Source organism: Psychrobacter sp. Cmf 22.2 (assembly GCF_001921745.1).
In the GTDB taxonomy this organism is placed as follows: Bacteria; Pseudomonadota; Gammaproteobacteria; order Pseudomonadales; family Moraxellaceae; genus Psychrobacter.
This window is the reverse complement of record NZ_MRYA01000002.1, coordinates 297,611-315,156: the sequence shown is the minus strand read 5'-3', so window position 1 is coordinate 315,156 and position 17,546 is coordinate 297,611. Positions and strand designations below refer to the sequence as shown.

The 17,546-nt window shown below is 40.7% G+C and carries 15 protein-coding genes; 8 read left to right on the top strand and 7 right to left on the bottom strand.

Features of this window, described 5'->3' with window-relative positions; all coding sequences use genetic code 11:
• Positions 1-155: 155 nt before the first annotated feature.
• Positions 156-371 carry a cold-shock protein gene (locus tag BTV98_RS05520; RefSeq protein WP_058368907.1) on the bottom strand — a complete coding sequence of 72 codons (216 nt, stop codon included), beginning with the start codon at positions 369-371 and terminating at the stop codon, positions 156-158.
• Positions 372-876: 505 nt separating this feature from the next.
• Between BTV98_RS05520 and aroQ the strand changes: the two genes are divergently transcribed.
• Both aroQ and BTV98_RS05510 read left to right on the top strand, forming a co-directional pair.
• A complete protein-coding gene (aroQ, locus tag BTV98_RS05515) occupies positions 877-1,428 on the top strand; it encodes a type II 3-dehydroquinate dehydratase (protein WP_058368908.1) in 552 nt (183 codons plus the stop codon).
• Positions 1,429-1,574: 146 nt separating this feature from the next.
• The gene (locus BTV98_RS05510; protein ID WP_058368909.1) at positions 1,575-2,876 is read left to right on the top strand and encodes an AarF/ABC1/UbiB kinase family protein; all 1,302 of its coding nucleotides are present in this window, start codon (positions 1,575-1,577) and stop codon (positions 2,874-2,876) included.
• A 27-nt stretch (positions 2,877-2,903) separates the two neighbouring features.
• On the opposite strand, the gene BTV98_RS05505 is transcribed toward BTV98_RS05510, so the two are convergent.
• Complete coding sequence (locus BTV98_RS05505; RefSeq protein ID WP_058368910.1) at positions 2,904-3,734, bottom strand: ion transporter; 831 nt, start codon at positions 3,732-3,734, stop codon at positions 2,904-2,906.
• Positions 3,735-4,084: 350 nt separating this feature from the next.
• On the opposite strand from BTV98_RS05505, the gene BTV98_RS05500 reads away from it, so the two are divergent.
• Positions 4,085-4,834, top strand: a complete 750-nt coding sequence (locus BTV98_RS05500) for a YebC/PmpR family DNA-binding transcriptional regulator (protein ID WP_058368911.1) — start codon at positions 4,085-4,087, stop codon at positions 4,832-4,834.
• A gap of 95 nt (positions 4,835-4,929) precedes the next feature.
• Here the strand turns inward: BTV98_RS05500 and BTV98_RS05495 are convergent, their stop codons facing one another.
• Both BTV98_RS05495 and ftsY read right to left on the bottom strand, forming a co-directional pair.
• Positions 4,930-5,502, bottom strand: a complete 573-nt coding sequence (locus tag BTV98_RS05495) for a methylated-DNA--[protein]-cysteine S-methyltransferase (RefSeq protein WP_075103095.1) — start codon at positions 5,500-5,502, stop codon at positions 4,930-4,932.
• A gap of 51 nt (positions 5,503-5,553) precedes the next feature.
• Complete coding sequence (gene ftsY / locus BTV98_RS05490) at positions 5,554-6,462, bottom strand: signal recognition particle-docking protein FtsY (RefSeq protein WP_256713858.1); 909 nt, start codon at positions 6,460-6,462, stop codon at positions 5,554-5,556.
• Positions 6,463-7,618: 1,156 nt separating this feature from the next.
• Between ftsY and BTV98_RS05480 the strand changes: the two genes are divergently transcribed.
• The 3 genes from BTV98_RS05480 to BTV98_RS05470 all read left to right on the top strand — a co-directional run bounded on the left by BTV98_RS05480 (position 7,619) and on the right by BTV98_RS05470 (position 11,045).
• The gene (locus tag BTV98_RS05480; protein ID WP_058368915.1) at positions 7,619-7,819 is read left to right on the top strand and encodes a hypothetical protein; all 201 of its coding nucleotides are present in this window, start codon (positions 7,619-7,621) and stop codon (positions 7,817-7,819) included.
• An 86-nt stretch (positions 7,820-7,905) separates the two neighbouring features.
• Entirely contained in the window at positions 7,906-9,378 is a 1,473-nt protein-coding gene (locus tag BTV98_RS05475; RefSeq protein WP_058368916.1) for a pitrilysin family protein, read from the top strand.
• A 212-nt stretch (positions 9,379-9,590) separates the two neighbouring features.
• Positions 9,591-11,045 carry a pitrilysin family protein gene (locus BTV98_RS05470; protein WP_075103094.1) on the top strand — a complete coding sequence of 485 codons (1,455 nt, stop codon included), beginning with the start codon at positions 9,591-9,593 and terminating at the stop codon, positions 11,043-11,045.
• A 51-nt stretch (positions 11,046-11,096) separates the two neighbouring features.
• Here the strand turns inward: BTV98_RS05470 and BTV98_RS05465 are convergent, their stop codons facing one another.
• Entirely contained in the window at positions 11,097-11,657 is a 561-nt protein-coding gene (locus BTV98_RS05465; RefSeq protein WP_143505656.1) for a hypothetical protein, read from the bottom strand.
• A gap of 255 nt (positions 11,658-11,912) precedes the next feature.
• On the bottom strand, positions 11,913-12,866 hold the full coding sequence (locus BTV98_RS05460) for a D-Ala-D-Ala carboxypeptidase family metallohydrolase (RefSeq protein WP_227511752.1): 954 nt from the start codon (positions 12,864-12,866) through the stop codon (positions 11,913-11,915).
• A gap of 275 nt (positions 12,867-13,141) precedes the next feature.
• Here BTV98_RS05460 and rodA point away from each other — a divergent pair, with 275 nt between their 5' ends.
• Complete coding sequence (gene rodA, locus BTV98_RS05455; protein WP_058368920.1) at positions 13,142-14,284, top strand: rod shape-determining protein RodA; 1,143 nt, start codon at positions 13,142-13,144, stop codon at positions 14,282-14,284.
• Positions 14,285-15,183: 899 nt separating this feature from the next.
• Complete coding sequence (locus BTV98_RS05450; RefSeq protein ID WP_075103093.1) at positions 15,184-15,798, top strand: septal ring lytic transglycosylase RlpA family protein; 615 nt, start codon at positions 15,184-15,186, stop codon at positions 15,796-15,798.
• 177 nt (positions 15,799-15,975) lie between these two features.
• Here the strand turns inward: BTV98_RS05450 and radA are convergent, their stop codons facing one another.
• Positions 15,976-17,421, bottom strand: coding sequence for a DNA repair protein RadA (gene radA / locus BTV98_RS05445; RefSeq protein ID WP_058368922.1), 1,446 nt, complete (start codon positions 17,419-17,421; stop codon positions 15,976-15,978).
• Between the last annotated feature and the right edge of the window lie 125 nt (positions 17,422-17,546).

The window sequence follows — 17,546 nt, the reverse complement described above, 5'->3', positions numbered from 1 at the left end:
ACCTTGATAAAGCCTTAACGTAAAAAAGCCAAGCCCAAAGTCTGTATATACCCATGTTGCAATCAGTTCAACATCGGTAATCTTAGACAGGCTTGACTCAGTAGTATATCAGCAGTCAATAAAACTATTAAACCTAAACTGCTATAATAAATGGATCAGTCTTCTACTTTTCTGACTTCTTCAGCTTGCAGGCCTTTTTGGCCCTCAACTACGTTGAACTCAACTTTTTCGCCATCTTTTAAAGAACGATAACCGTCACCTTGAATCGCTCGGAAATGGACAAAGATATCTTCACCGCTGTTACGTTGAATAAAACCAAAGCCTTTTGAATCATTAAACCACTTAACGACACCTTGCTCACGATCTGACATAATATTGCTTCCTAAAATTACACTCAGCCCCAACTTCCTTTGCGACATTGCATGTAAACGGGGTCTAAGACTATGAAATCAGTATTTAAACCATTTATTAAATAACGATTTAAATGCCATTGTTTAAAATTTGTACTTAAAGTACATAAGGACACTTATTTTTATTGAATAATAAAAACGCCTTCTTAGTTGAAGTCGTCGTGTCTCAATACGCTTGCTACCGATGTTGCGTCATCACTTGAGGATGATTGCTCCTTATAACTGCTTCAAAAGCAATAGCAACACAGTTGCAAGACTTACTACTTAAAAATATCATAGCATGGGTTTTTAGCAACACAAAGCCATTTAACATGATTTTTAACGTTTAGGTAAGTTTTCTATGTAATTTTTTATAAACTTATAATTGAGCTATTGTGATAAAGTCCCATATCTGACAAATCAGTTTATTGTTTATTTATACTGTGAGTATCCAATATTACCTTCCCTTTAATTCATAGAGAAACGTATGAGTGACCCTTCTTCTTCAGTAACGGCCAAAAAAACAGTCAATCCCCCCACACGTAAAATAATGCTCATTAATGGGGTCAACCTAAATCTACTAGGCAAGCGTGAGCCCGACATCTATGGTCACACCACGCTTAGCGACATCGAAACACGTTTGACAGCACAAGCAGCCCGTCATGATGTTGAGCTTGTTTGTATTCAATCCAACCATGAAGGTCAGCTCGTTGATGCGATTCAACAGCATGGTCTATTAGCAGATGAAGGCTCACAAGTAGATGCTATTATCATTAATCCAGCTGCGTTTACTCATACATCAGTCGCCATTCGCGATGCCTTGCTGGCCACTCAAAAGCCATTTATAGAAGTGCATCTCTCAAACGTTCATACTCGTGAACCTTTTCGTCATCACTCTTACTTGAGTGATGTGGCAGTGGGAGTAATATGTGGTTTGGGTCATTTGGGTTATCAGATGGCGCTCGATTACTGGCTGGTAAATCTATACGATATTGATCTGGATAATTCTGCACTAATACCTACTTTAAATGAATCTTAAGAAAATATAGAGTTAATAAACACCAATTTAGTTTTGATATAGAATATTTTTATTGGTAGAAAAATTGCATTAAATACGTACGACTTGTTCTTAAGTCAATTTTCAATCTTTGGACAAAAACCAAAAATTAATATACGGTGATATGAATGGCAAAATCGTCCGGAAAACGCTTTATGAAACTTGCTGGCATGACTGCGAGTATTGCAGGAAAGGCCGCTAAAAACTCACTAAAGCACCTCTCTAGTGACGAAGAAAAACGTTTGCAAGCACGCTCAGCGCTGATGCAAGATGTGGGTGTTCAAATCGCTGAGACCCTTGGCGAGATGAAAGGTGCTGTCATGAAAGTAGGACAGATTGCCTCACAGTATAAAGACGTGTTTCCGCCTGAGGTGGCAACAGCACTAGAAAAACTGCAAAAAGACGCGCCGCCCATGCCCTACTCGCAGATTCGCCGGCAAGTCGAGCGCGAGCTTAAAGCGCCTATCGATGAGCTGTTTGATGAATTTGAAGAAACCCCTTTTGCAGCTGCTTCTATCGGTCAAGTACATAAAGCCACTCTCCCCTCTGGCCAAAAGGTCGTGGTAAAAGTTCAATATCCCGATGTGGATGAAAATTGTGACAGTGACCTAAAACAAGTACGTATGGCATTGAAGATTGCTGGCGTGCTTAATATGAGCCGCGAACTACAAGATAAGCTATTTAATGAAATACGGCAAAGCCTCTATGATGAGCTTGACTATACTAAAGAGGCGCATAACTTGCGGGTATTTGGTGCATTCCATGCTGAAGATGAAGGACTTATCATACCCAAAGTCATTGGCAGTCACTCTTCTAAACGTATTTTGACCTTGACAGAAGAGATGGGAGATACGTTAACCGAAGCTGCATCATGGGACAATGATATCAAGCAAAAAATAGCGGTAAGATTGTTCCATTTTACAGCAGGTCAGCTATTTGGGTTATACCGAATGCACTGTGACCCTCATCCAGGTAACTTTGCCTTTCGAACTGATGGCAGCGTAGTCGCCTATGATTTTGGTGGTATTCGCAGCTATAGTGATAACGAAGTGCAGTTATTTCGACGATTTGCAAGGCATGCTATAAAAGGTGATGTAACTGCTCTTGAACAAGACTTGATTGCGCTACAAATACGCCGGACTGATGACACTGACATTCCTGGCGAATTTTATCAAGAGTGGCTCGCTATTGGTCTCAAACCTTTATCTATTTTGCCTTACCAAGTAGGCGCTTTTGATTTTTCTAGTAGTCAAGTCCATCATGAAGCCATTGCTCAAATGCGTACGTCCCTAAAGTACTTTGGTCAGTTTCAGCCTTCTGCAACGACGATGATGCTTGATCGTACTGTATCGGGACAATATTGGAACTTGGTAAACCTTGGTGTTGAAATCGATCTCTCATCCTTAGTTGATGAATATATTGACTCATAAAAAACACAATAGTAGTATCAAGGACTTTTAGACATGCAGCGCATGACCACAACGATCACAAAACGTTGCGCCAACGGCATGACCAAACTTTCCACAATTAGGGCAAGTAATAGGATTGAGTTGTGGTCGCATGTTACGTGCCAGCTCTGAGGTAAATATTCCCGTTGGCACTGCAATGATCGAGTAACCTGTAATCATGACCATGGTCGCAATTGCTTGACCCAGCGGTGTCTTTGGCGATATATCACCGTATCCTACTGTCGTCATGGTAACGACTGCCCAATAAATAGATAATGGAATACTTGTAAAACCATTCTCTGGTCCTTCTACCACGTAAATGACTGAGCCAAAGATTGTTACCAATAGGACAAGCGACAAGAAGAACACGGTGATTTTTTGCTGACTGGTTTTAAGCGCAGAAGCCAAAAAACCTGCTTGCTGCATGTAAGCTTTAAGCTTGAGGACACGAAAAATACGCAAAATACGTAGAATACGTATCACGAGCAGGTACTGTACACCCACAAACATTAGACTTAGATAGCTTGGCAATACAGACAATAAATCTACTATACCAAAGAAACTAAAAACATAACGAAGGCGATTGGGTGCTGAGAATAACCTGAGACTATACTCAATCGTAAATAAAATGGTAAAAAACCATTCTGCATAAAAAAACAGCGTGCCATACTGCAAGCGCATATATAACACACTATCAAGCATTACTATGGCCACACTGGCCAAAATCGCAATCAATAATACAATATCAAAGAGCTTACCCAAACGGGTGTCTGTGCCTTCAATAATGATATGAATGCGGTTACGTAAATGAGTAATAGCTTCAGCAGTCGGTTGCTTCATAGAATCAGTGGCTTCGTAAAATCAATGGCTGGATAGCACTTAATGATTTAAAGTGTGATGAATAAGCGCAAATTATTTAAAATACGCAAAATTGGTCTATAATATTGAGCGTCTATAGCCGTTGTTGCAACATATAAGATGCCACAGTGTAGCAAAAAATAGTGCTCAACAACATACAAATTACTCATACCAGCGTAAGCTTATAACGTCATAGCAGTACATGCGACGCTTAGTTATGCTGAGATTGGTACGCACTATAAATAGACAAACTTGGTTATAACGCAGTATCTATAATAGGTATGACGACATTGAGATCATACTAAAAAGCATATAGCACTTAAGGATATAATATGGCAGGTCATTCAAAATGGGCAAACATCAAACATCGCAAGGCCCGTCAGGATGCAGTAAAAGGTAAAGTATTTACCAAGGTTATTCGTGAAATTGTTTCTGCCGCTAAACAAGGAGATCCTGATCCTGACAAAAACCCACGTCTTCGTGCCGCTATAGAAAAGGGCTTGTCGGTCAATATGACCCGCGATACTATTAATCGCGCGGTTGATCGTGGCACAGGCGGCGGCGATACTGAAAACATGGATGAGATCAGCTATGAAGGCTACGGTGTGGGCGGTGTCGCTGTTTTGGTCGAGACGATGACTGACAATGTCAATCGTACCGTCAGTGAAGTGCGTCACGCCTTTACCAAATTCGATGGTAATCTTGGCACTTCAGGTTCAGTCGCTTATTTATTTACTAAGCGCGGTGAAATCACTTTTAATGACGTAAACTTAGAAGATGAAGTCATGCTCACTGCACTAGATGCAGGCGCACTCGATATCGAAAACGATGGAACATCGCTACTCGTTATCACCGAAGTCGACAGCTTTGGTCAAGTCAAAGATGCACTTAATGCAGCTGGATTGGTCTCTGACAATGCTGAGGTGACTATGTCGCCATCCACCACTGCTGAGATAGACAATGTCGATGATGCCGAAAAAGTCATGAAAATGATTGATATGTTAGAAGATATAGATGATGTGCAAGAGGTTTATAGCAACGTAAACTTCTCTGCTGATGTCATGGCACAACTTGAACAATAGATATCATTGCTCATTTAATAATTGATAGTTTAATACAAGAAAGCCAAACGTTTTTAGCGTTTGGCTTTCTTGCTTCTCATACACTTTTACTATAATTAGAACTTGCTCATCGACCCCTCAAGCTCAAGTAGATAACGCTTCTTATCTAATCCACCAGTATAACCACCCAGCTTGCCATCACTAGCAATCACTCGGTGACAAGGAATAATAATACTAAAAGGGTTTTTGCCATTAGCGTTAGCCACCGCACGAAAGCCCTTAGGATTGCCAATGCGCTTTGCCAGTGTCGCATAGCTGATGGTTTCGCCATGATTGATACCTTGTAGAGCTTGCCATACCTGCTGCTGAAATTCGGTACCCAAAGAGATGTCTAATGGCAGAGCAAAAGTATTGCGTTTGCCATTGGTATATTCATAAAGCTGGTCGATGGCCGTCAGTAGTAAAGATTGAGTAGCATCATTACTGTTTAAGTCGTTTTTGTCTATAAATATAAAATCATCATCGCTAAGCTGGTAGTGCTTTTTGAGCTTAGCGAATGATTTTGAGTGACGCCATGACTGACCTTCTACAAGCCAGTTAACTTCAGTCAGCTTGGGCGTATTATTTTTACTGGCATTGGCCATTATAATTAGCTGATATTGATCAAATCTTGCTGTAGTGACTATCATAACTGTCTCCAACTTAGTGCCAATAAGATAATACCAAAACTGCAAAAAAGCTTAACTTTCATTTGTATCAAAAAGTGCTGCGACAAACTGCTTTGGACTAAAGGCACGCAAATCATCGATTGACTCACCAACCCCAATATAGCGAATAGGTACATCCGTGGTTTCGGCAATGTTAAATACAACGCCGCCTTTAGCAGTACCATCTAGTTTAGTAATGGTAATGCCCGTTAATGGCACTACTTTATTAAACAGCTCCACTTGGTTAATGGCGTTTTGACCTGTACCCGCATCAAGAACGATCATTCCCTCATGAGGCGCACTTGGATCCGCTTTACGCATGACACGTACTACTTTTTCAAGCTCTGCCATCAGATGCGTTTTGTTTTGCAAGCGCCCAGCGGTGTCAGCTATCAACACATCAATATTTTTGGCTTTGGCAGATTGCATGGCATCAAAGATAACAGAAGCACTATCTGAGCCGTGGCCTTGAGCCACAACCGGAATGCTGTTACGCTCCCCCCAGATTTGTAGCTGTTCAGTGGCGGCAGCGCGGAAAGTGTCACCAGCTGCCAACATGACTGATTTACCCTCGCCTTGTAAGCGCTTGGCAAGCTTACCGATGGTGGTCGTTTTACCCACACCATTAACACCCACTACCAAGATAACAAATGGTTTTTTGCTTGTATCGACGACCAAGGGCGCAACTTTTGGCGTTAATATATCCACAAGCTCACTTTGCAGTGCTTTATATAATGAATGCGCATAAATCAAATCACCGCGCGTGGTTTGCTCAGTTAAACTCTTGATAATACGGTTGGTTGCATTGACACCAATGTCAGCAACTAGCAGCTGATCTTCCACCTCTTCTAACAGCTCATCGTCGATCTCTTTACCGCCAATAAGAATACTCACCATACCTTCTGCAAGATTCTTACGCGACTTACTTAGCCCCGATTTCATGCGGTTGAACCAGCTGCCTTTTTGGCGACCCTGCGTCTCGTCTTCTTGCAGCGATTCTTTTTGGCTTGTAGCATCGCCAGCCAATGCTTGGGGCGTACTTGGTGCAGCTTGTTTTACAGCATCGTCGATGCTGGCTTGTTTGGCGCCAACAGGTAAATGCTTGCTGGCAGTATTATCAGTCCACTGCTCTTGTAGCGGCATTTTGGGTATAGCAGTAGGACTAACTTTGTTTTCAATTTGGTCATTACTAACCAGAGCATCATCGCCCGTACGCTGCCCTTCAGGCATTATAATCGGTGCACCCAACGCTATATGTTCTGCTGACTCTGCACCTGCTGTGTCTGCGCTTGTCGTCTGACTGACGTCGTGGTTTTGCTCATCAGCTTTGATGACGGTGTCAGGCTCATCGATAATGGGGACTGATTGCGTCGGTAGACTTGGTAAGGTAATATCATCGTCATCTAAATCATCAAGACTACCATCAAGGTTGATGACCACGCGATTGGCATTATTTGGATTGTTCATAAGCTTGCCCTAAAAGTTCATAATGTCAGTAATATATTTATTTTGTAATGGATAATGGTGCAATTAACATCAGTATATTTAATTTCATCAAAACGAAAGCTTCATTTTTGTGCTAGTTTAGCATAATTCAAGTATCGCTTAGCGCTGACCGTGATAGCTAATGATACAGTAATAGTAGAGTTATCATAGAATTTGGTTAAGGTTTAGACACAAAAATCTGACCTTGATAAAAGTAAATTTCGCTACAGTCAAGCTTATATTTACTCACCTTGTGCTATTCGTTAGACGTCCAGTCTCTTTATTCACTGAGTAGGAACTGCTATGCCATTTTTAACACAAACCTGCATCTCAAAACATGTATCTTTACCACAGCGCAAGCATTTATCAAGGTCTATAGAATCTGACACTAAGTATGCTCTTATCAATAGAAAAGCTAATCTTCTAGGTCTATCCTTGCTGTTAGCAATATTGTCTTTTTCGACAGTCGGCTGCGCATCTTTGCAAGCATTAGAGCCAACAGCTGACTTGATTAATGATCTAAAAAAGATTTTGTAATATTTGTAGCGCCATACTGAGATGAAAGGTGAGTTTAAAAATCGCTCCTTATACAAACTAAATATTAGGAATACTTATGTCATCGTCAATACTACCCATATCAACTTATAAAGCCAATAATAACCTTGACGCACGACCTTCTCGTTTGGCACCTATTATTAATATTGGACTTGCAACAGTTATCTCCATACTCCTGTTATCAACTACCGGCTGTAGCACAACGCAAGAATTTAAACCAACCGCCAGTGTCATCGTTGGTGGACATAAAACAATATAGTACCTTGCATTTAGCTTTTAGGCGCTTAAACTTTTTTTATTTTTAGCCAAAATTCATTATCCACTGTTTTATAAGTAGAAAACCCTATGTCCTTGTCTTCATCATTATCTGCTACCTCGCTACGCGTTGTTTGTGCCTTAGCGCTTGCCACTACTTTGACTGCATGTCAAACCAGCAACTTCCAGCAAACGGCTACGCCTGACTCAGTAATTGCTAAGCCAGCCGCGAGTTCGGATTTGGCTATCGATATGTCAGGTCGGCATGAATATCAGTTAGAAAATGGACTAAAAATCATCGTTAAAGAAGATCATCGTGCGCCAGTGGTGATGACGCAGATCTGGTATCGGGTTGGCTCGGCAGATGAGCCGTTAAACAAAGGCGGCATCTCACATTTGCTTGAACACATGATGTTTAAAGGGACAGCGAATGTATCAAGTGATGACTATGAACGCTTGATTGCTAAGTTTGGCGGCGTTAATAACGCTTTTACCAGCTACGATTACACTGGCTACTATGAGCTATTCCCAGCCAATAGAATGCCTTTAGCCTTAGAATTAGAAGCAGATCGCATGACCAATCTAGTCTTTGATGAAAAAGCTTTTGTTAAAGAGCATCAAGTAGTTATGGAAGAGCGCCGCCAGCGTACTGACGACAACCCTCTTGCCAAAGCTTACGAATCGTTTCGACTATTAGCCCTACCTGATAGTCCTAAAGGTGAGTCTGTCATCGGACCGATGAGCGAGCTTGAATCGATTGAACTGGCAGAGTTAAAAGATTGGTATAAGACTTGGTATGCACCTAATAATGCAACCTTAGTCATCGTCGGTGACGTTGACCCAGAAGAGGTCTTGGCGCAAGTTAAACGCTACTTCGGTGATCTGCCTGCCAGCAAATTACCAACACGCCCTGCAGTAAAGCAACAAGGCTTTCGTGGTTATAAAAAAGTTGACTCTGAGCAGGCAGTACAAGTGCCCGTATTATTAATGGGTTATAACGTCCCTAGCCTAACAACCGTTGGCTCGGACAATGAAAAGCAGGCTTATGCGCTTTCACTTGCCCAAGATGTCTTAGATGGCGGGTTATCGGCGCGCTTAGAGAGCCGACTCATACGCGAGCAAGGTTTACTCACCAGCGTCGGAACTTCTTATGACTTACTTGATCGCGGTGATGGACTGTTCTTAATTCAAGCAACCCCGCGTGAGGGCGTGAGCTTAACGCAAGCACAGGATGCTATTACGGCTGAAATTAATAAACTCGCCACTGATCCTATCAATGCTGATGAAATAAGTCGTGCCAAAACCAACACCGTTACAGGCTTAGTATATGCGCAAGACAGCATGCAAGGCCAAGCACGCATGATAGGTTCGCTGCAATCTATCGGGCTTGATGACAGACTGCTTGCAAGCTTACCTGCAAAGCTTGATGGCGTGAGCGTCGCTGATATTCAGTCTGCTAGCAAAAAGTATCTCGTAAAAGATAATTTGACGGTAATGCATATCGTACCACCTAAAGAAAAGACGGATAAAGCTGAGACAAGCAAAACACAAGTGAATAATTAACAATCAATGCTTAAAACTCCGTGCGAGAAACAAGATTGTAATGTTTGCCATAGTTCTGCACTCCATTTTTAAGAAACTCATTATTTAAGAACATTTATAAGAAGAAAGAAATGACTCTAAAAAATTTTACATCCCTGATAAAAAAAACGTCTCAACATAAAGATTTCAGCCAATCCAAACTTGTTCGTAAGTCCTATCTCAATGCCAGCATCATGTTAGGTTTGACTGTGTTTATTACTCCAGCTTATGCAGACTCAGTCGGTGCTGAAGAATATCGTGAGCCTACTGCTGCGATCGATGCAAACGCACCTATTGCCGCATTGTCTAAGCTTACTAGCCTTAACGACGTTAAACCGTTACAAGTGACTGTACCAACTATCGAACACTTTAAAACTACAACTGGCGTGCCCGTGTCTTTTGTACGCGCAACCACGCTACCTATCGTCGATATTGATTTGCGTTTTAATGCTGGTAGCGCACGCGATGGTAATATACGTGCAAACGGTTTTGGTATTGCCAATATGACTGCGACGATGCTCACACAAGGCACTGAAAGCTTGAACGAAGATGACTTTACGCGGGCGGTCGAAACACTAGGGATCAATTTAAATAGTAGTGCCTATAAAGATATGTTTATCGTCTCGTTACGTAGCCTCTCTGATGACGATCATCTTTTACCTGCCATTGACTTGATGACGCAAATACTGACAAAGCCAAATTTTGATCAATCAATTTTAGCGCGTAATAAAGCACGTTTATTGGTTGGCTTGCAACAACAAAAACAAGATCCTAATAGCCTTGCCAGCCTCGCTTTTGATGAAGCACTATATGGCAATCATCCTTATGCTCATCCTTCATCAGGCACGCTTGAGACTGTACCTAGCATCGAGAAAAAAGATCTGACTGATTTTCAAAACCGCTACCTTGTCGCTGCCAACGCTTCATTAGCAATGACTGGTAACTTGACGCTCGCTCAAGCTAAAAAACTCGCTGAAGACATTACTGCTAATTTACCTAAAGGTATGGCAGCTGATGCTTTACCTGAGCCGAAACCTCTCACCCAAGCACAGCATATCCATATCCCCTTTCCTAGCACCCAAACCACAGTATTGATGGGTCAATTAGGTAGTAAGCGCGCCACCGATCCTCAAGCGCAGCAACAACAAACCAACTTTGCTATTGGCAACGAAGTATTAGCAGGTGGTAATTTTAATGCGCGTTTAATGACTGAGATTCGTCAAAACCTCGGTTATACCTATGGTATATCAGGCTCTATGAATCCAATGCTGGCTCGTGGTCCTTATCAAATAGGTTTTTCGACACGCAATGATAAGGCTCTTGATGCTATTGATGCCAGCTTAGCAGTTATTGATGATACGTTAGATAGCGGGATTACTAATAATGAGATGCGTCTAACTACGGACAATATGAAGAATAGTTTTCCCATGGGCTTTGCAAGCAATGCGGGGATTAATGGATTGCTAGGAATGATGAATTTTTATCAATTGCCAGACAACTATTTGACGGATTATATAACGCGTATTGACAATGTAAAGCTATCAGGAGTCAATCAGACCCTACGCAATACCCTTGAGCCAGACAAATTCTTAATCGTCACTGTCGGACAGGATGACCCTTGGAAAAATAAAGAAGTAAACAGTCAGTAATATTTTTAGCAGAAGGTTTTGATGCAACATGAAAAGAGACGCTATAGATATTTAGTCCGTAACCGTTATCGCCACATCGTAGCTTAAGCGTTCAGGCTTATATGTGGCTCCATTATAAGCCAATCGGATCACATGTTTATCATAAGATGCTACTTGGTATTCCCCATTAGCAAAATTATGTATAGTAGGCACAATTAATAGTGCCTCAATTTGTCTGTTGTCGACATCGACATCAAGACGCTGCCCAGTATCTAGGTATAAAAAATAATCGCAATAATCATCGACCATTACCTCATCAACTCGCTCAATATTACTACTGCCCATATCTTTTTGTAATAGTTTGGGACAGATATCTGTGCGATTGGCAGCTAAGCGTGCATAAGAGTTTTTTATATTATCTTCAATTTTTGCAGCTTCAAGTTGTTTTTGCGCATTCATTATAGTATTGGTTTGATGATCAACAGAGAGTTCTGGGCGACAAGAATGACTAATGAGCACAACTAATAGCGTAATAGCAATCAATGCCAGATACGGCATATTCGATTGAGTATGAAACATATTCTTTAAATGCAAACGGTAGACATTTGATATTATTGAGCGAAAACCCTTCATAAATCCTGCTTTTATCAAACCATGGTTTTTTGTTTTTTAAACAAGAAACCATATAAAATATGGACAATTATCTAACAATATTAGAACACGGTTTGAGATTACGTGACCAGCTTTTAATGACTAAAGGTTCAATCAAACGATAATATGACACTTATCTTGGGCTCGAAACATGCTTAATACATTAATCATACTTAAATAACTTAGTGTCGTGGATTTTACCTTGTTCTGCCCATTAAGCTAACCTACTGCTTGGGTTTAGTAACGACATGACGAGCTACTACTAGTATGATGAAACCCCCATTTTCGATAGCCTTGCGTATCTAGATGAATCGCACCAGTTGAGTACAACCCTAGCCCAAAATTATGAGATTGACCTTGATATTGCCAATACTGGCATAAATTATCTTGTAAGTTGCTTAGCTGCCAAAAATCATTTGCGTATTCAGGTACCCAAATATCTATAGCTCCCGCAGTCATATGTTTGCTATTATTTGCCCCACCTGCACAGCCATTGAGTCCTGGACTACGATATACCGAACGTATCTTACTACTTGCAGGCAAGATACCCTGATTTTTTAGATTGGTATAAAGCCTTAAAGTAGGGACGATATTTGACCACAACTCTTGGGGCGGTAGCTGATAAGGCTCATAGCCACATTTATCCCAGCTACGTGCGGTAGTGAGTAGCTCTTCAAGTGGCGGTACGTTTTGAGCGCCAATCTGTGCGCTTAAATAACGATGATAATTGGCAACCTCTTGCGCCCGAAAGCTATTACTATTTAACCAGTCATCAAAATCTATACTGGCCATACTATTATAAGTATTACTGGCTGTATTGTACTTAGGATTATACGTCACCTTTCTAATGCTTGACGTATTATAATTGGGTCGACGAGTATTAACATTTACTCGTTTATTTTCTTCAATCGATAGTTTGGCCTCAAACTCATACTCGCGTTGTTTTTGTTCAATTAAACCTTGCATACTATCGCCACCTAGTACGGTCGATCTGGTATTGGTAGAAGGTGCAACATAAGCATTGCTACTACTATGACGTACTTGAATACGGCGCTCGCTATCATTCAAAATCGCAGCATGTCCAACGATACTGCTACTACAAACAATGAATATAGCTAAGGGCTTGATAATTGATGTCATATAGGATTTTAGAGTTATAGAGGGATAGATGTCTTTTTGAAGAATAAACATATCAGTCTGTTTGCAGACAGATTTATAGAAAGACTTATAAAGTCTATTATTTGCATAAGTCATGTGAGTCGTTATTACTAATAAATATTTTATCGATACTATCAAATTTTACGCAAGCAAGCTAAACTATCGCTCCTGATAATGGTGAATAATCTTGCTATTTGCCTCTAGTATTGTCATTTTTTATAATTAGATCATTCTTTTACCACTATATGACAAATACTTCTAAACCAATCCTTTCCATATACCTCCCTTGATTACAGTCACTCTTGCTTATGTCCTCCAATCCCCAGTATCGCTTTTCGCGCCAAAGCCATCATTTCGGTCAACGTCATGAACGAACACTGTTGCAACATATTCATATAGACCCGTGGTTAACGATACTGTTACTACTTATCTGCTGTATTGGGTTGACTATCTTATATAGTGCCTCGACTCAAGATGTTGGTATGGTTCTAAGGCAGACAGTCAGCTATGGGGTCGCTTTTACAGTCATGTTTATTATGGCGCAAGTACCGCCTAGTCTCTATCGTACGTTGACGCCTGTATTTTATGTAATGGGACTAATATTACTGGTATTGGTTGAGATTATTGGTGAAGTACGAATGGGTGCACAGCGCTGGATAAATTTACCAGGATTTGGCAGCGTTCAGCCATCAGAATTTATGAAGCTTGGCATGCCAATGATGTGTGCATGGTTTTTATCTAAACGAGATTTGCCGCCATCATATTCTAGTATCATGATTACTTTGTGCATTATCATTGTACCAGTCATACTAATTGCAAAAGAGCCAGATCTTGGTACATCATTGTTGGTAGCAGCAAGCGGGCTCTTTGTTCTGTTTTTAGCAGGGCTATCTTGGCGACTGATTTCAGCCGCAGCCATCCTAGCCATACCTCTTGTCGCTATTGCTTGGAATTTTTTATTACATGATTATCAGCGCACACGCGTACTAACGCTGCTAAACCCTGAAGCCGATGTCCAAGGAGCAGGCTGGAATATCATTCAGTCAAAGACAGCCATAGGTTCTGGCGGTTTGTCAGGTAAAGGTTATTTAGAGGGCACACAATCACAACTGCATTTTTTGCCTGAAGGCCATACAGATTTTATTATCGCAGCTTTTTCAGAAGAGTTTGGCTTATTTGGCGTGATACTACTGATGCTGATATACGCATGCTTATTGGTACGTGCGCTCTATATTGCTTTTACGCATCCCGACAATTATAGTCGCCTATTGGCTGGCGCTATTGCCATGTCGTTTTTTGTTTATGTTTTTGTCAATGTCGGTATGGTAGGAGGCATCTTACCTGTAGTCGGCGTACCTCTACCCTTTATTAGTTATGGCGGCACTGCAATCGTGACATTAATGGGAGGGTTTGGACTTTTGATGTCTATCCATACTCATAAGAGCGATTAGACCTAAACAAAGTTGAGCATCATATAAGATCACACGTTACCTGCTCATGGAACTATGTAGCAGGTTCTTTGTTCTTTAACCCAAATCTTATATGCAGTTAATTTTCCATGCAATAAGTTTATAAACACGCTATTGCTATAGACTTTAAATAATATTAGGAAAATGCAAATTAAAGTCAAAAAAAGTTCATAAAAACCAAGTGAACAAGCTGAGATATAAAATGGAAAGTTAATTTATACTCATTTATATATATTCACAATACAATATATATAAAAAAACATTTTAGAAATAAAAATTCGTATTAATGAATATAAAGAGAATGTATAAATTTTAGAAAGATTCTTTACAATTTAAGAAAGTAATCCTAATAAATAATTTACAAATATTAAGCATATAGAAAATATAAATTATTGTTATTGTTACATAAATGTTTCCAAAGTCACTCAATTATACTGTTATATCTTTATATATAATTGACATTTGTTATTAATTATTAGCACTTGCCATTTACAAAAAATTGCGTTACTCTCTTTTTAATACTCTTTGATACATAACCAATACATAGTTAATAAAAAAGATTGCAATTAATTATATTTTAGACGTAGCTACTCTGTATATTGAGCAATTAGTTTTTCAAAGCTACTACCTAAATTAACGGACTCATAACAAACTATTGTAGTTATATTTTTGTTTTATTGATGACTGGTTTTGTTTTATTAATTTGCACCGTAAAGACTGTCTATATTTTAAAACCTATATAAAGACTAATCCTACTCTATAGCTCTTGTACTGTCGGTAAGTATAGTAAAGCTATCACTCTATTAGAGTCATTCGTTTTTGTCACGCTCGACACAAGGTTTTAAATATTAGGTCTTAATATATAAGTTATAGAGGTACCTATGAATAAGCGTCTATCTGGTCTACTTATAATGTCAGTGTGTTTGTTTGCTGGCTCTGCAGTAGCTTCTAATGCTAACGCAGTTGAAGCAAAAACGTCTCTTACAACTTTGTCTCAAGATAACGCCTCCCATATTGATCGTGTCCTTGGTGAGCTTACTCGTCAACATGATAATGCTTCAAGCTTGGTAAAATCTGCACGTCAACCAGTATCGCTAGCTATTAACAGCTCTTTGCTAGCTGATGATACGAGTCAAGTTACCGATGATGAAGATGTATTAGAGCGATTGACTGCTGTTGCTTCTAATTCTGTGAGTAAATTTAAGCAAACTGGCCTTGCTTCTTGGTATGGCCGTAAGTTTCATGGTCGTAAAACGGCCAGCGGTGATACTTTTGATATGAATGGTCTGACTGCTGCTCATCGCTCGTTGCCCTTGAATTGCTACGTAAAAGTGACCAATAAAACCAATGGCAAAAGTGTGGTTGTAAAGGTGAATGATCGAGGTCCATTCCACGGCAATCGCGTTCTAGATTTGTCTTATGGCGCAGCCAAACGTTTGGGTATTACCAATAAAGGCGTTGGTAACGTGTCAATTGAACGTGTTTCAGGTCCATAGTTTTATTCTAAAGTCGACGCTTGTAAAATTGTATGAGAACTATAAGCATGTAAAAATTAGCCATCTGTAAAGTGCGTAAAAATATAAAAAAGTGTCAAACTCAGATAAGTTTGACACTTTTTTTGTGGATATTGTTTTTAGAAGTTATTTTATTGACATATCCTCTTATTGACATAGCTAGTAAATCTCAAACGCTCTTTCTATTGCATCATCTAGGCGCTCTACAGCATGTACGACAATACCCTTAAACTGCGGTGAGTCACTGGCAGGCGCGTTTGACTTTGGGATAATAGCGTGAGTAAAACCATGCTTCATGGCTTCTTTTAAGCGCTCTTGCCCGTTTGGTACAGGGCGAATTTCACCTGACAAACCTACCTCACCAAACACTGCCAATGATGAAGGTAATGGCTTTTCTCTAATACTTGACGCACAAGCTAATAGTACTGCCAAATCAGAGCCCGTTTCTATTACTTTGACGCCGCCAACTACATTGACATAAACGTCTTGTCCACTGGTATGGATACCGCCATGACGGTGCATCACAGCAAGCAGCATCGATAGACGCTGAAAATCAAGCCCTAAAGCCATACGTCTTGGCTGCCCTTGTGAGTCATCAACCAGCGCCTGTACCTCGACTAATAATGGACGTGTACCCTCACGGCTAACCATAACCACTGAGCCCGCAACTGGCTTATCATAGCGGCTTAGAAATATAGCAGATGGATTGGCAACCTCTTTAAGACCCATATCCGTCATCCCAAAGATGCCCAACTCATTGACCGCGCCAAAGCGGTTTTTGACCGCACGAATCATACGAAATCGTGAGTCAGACTGTCCTTCAAAGTACAAAACTGTGTCAACCATATGCTCAAGCACACGTGGTCCCGCAAGCGTACCTTCTTTGGTCACATGTCCAACCAAAAATAAAGCCGTTCCCGTTTGTTTGGCATAACGAGTCAAAATAGCTGCCGACTCACGTATTTGACTCACACCGCCTGGAGCCGAATTGATGGCATCCGTATAAATGGTCTGAATCGAATCAATAATCGCGATAGCAGGCTGCTCTTGAGTCAAGGCAGCACAAATGGTTTCTACATTTGTCTCAGCCAACACTCGCAAGCGATCAGCAGGTAGGTCTAGACGTTTGGCTCGCATCGCCACCTGTGCCAGTGATTCTTCCCCTGTGACATAAAGCGCACTACCTGCTAATGAATCAGCACGCGCCATATTGGTCGCTGTTTGAAGTAAGATGGTAGATTTACCAATACCTGGATCACCACCTATTAGTACCACGGAACCCGCTACCAGCCCGCCGCCCAATACTCGGTCAAACTCGCTAATACCTGTTGGTAGTCGGGTATCTAATGTCATGCTAACGGCGTTAAGTGGCATAACCGCACTTTGCGTTCCTGAATAGTTCCCTGGTGACGTACTACCGTTTGTACTGCGCGGTGCTGCTCGATTGGCAGCAGATTTGGCTGTATTTTTATTATGATGCGGCATGCTGACATTTGGTGCTTCAACCAAACTGTTCCATTCGCCACAGTCAGAGCACTGTCCTGACCATTTACCAAAATGCGCACCGCAGTGCTGACAGACGTAGCTACTTTTGTTTTTTGCCATCGTGTATGCGCCCTATTTAAGTTGCAAGTTAAAAAGAGGTCAAAATACTGTTATTTATAGAAAAAGAGGCATCATAGATTATGATGAATTAGTAATAGCTTTGATAAGAAAGAATAAGGTTGGAC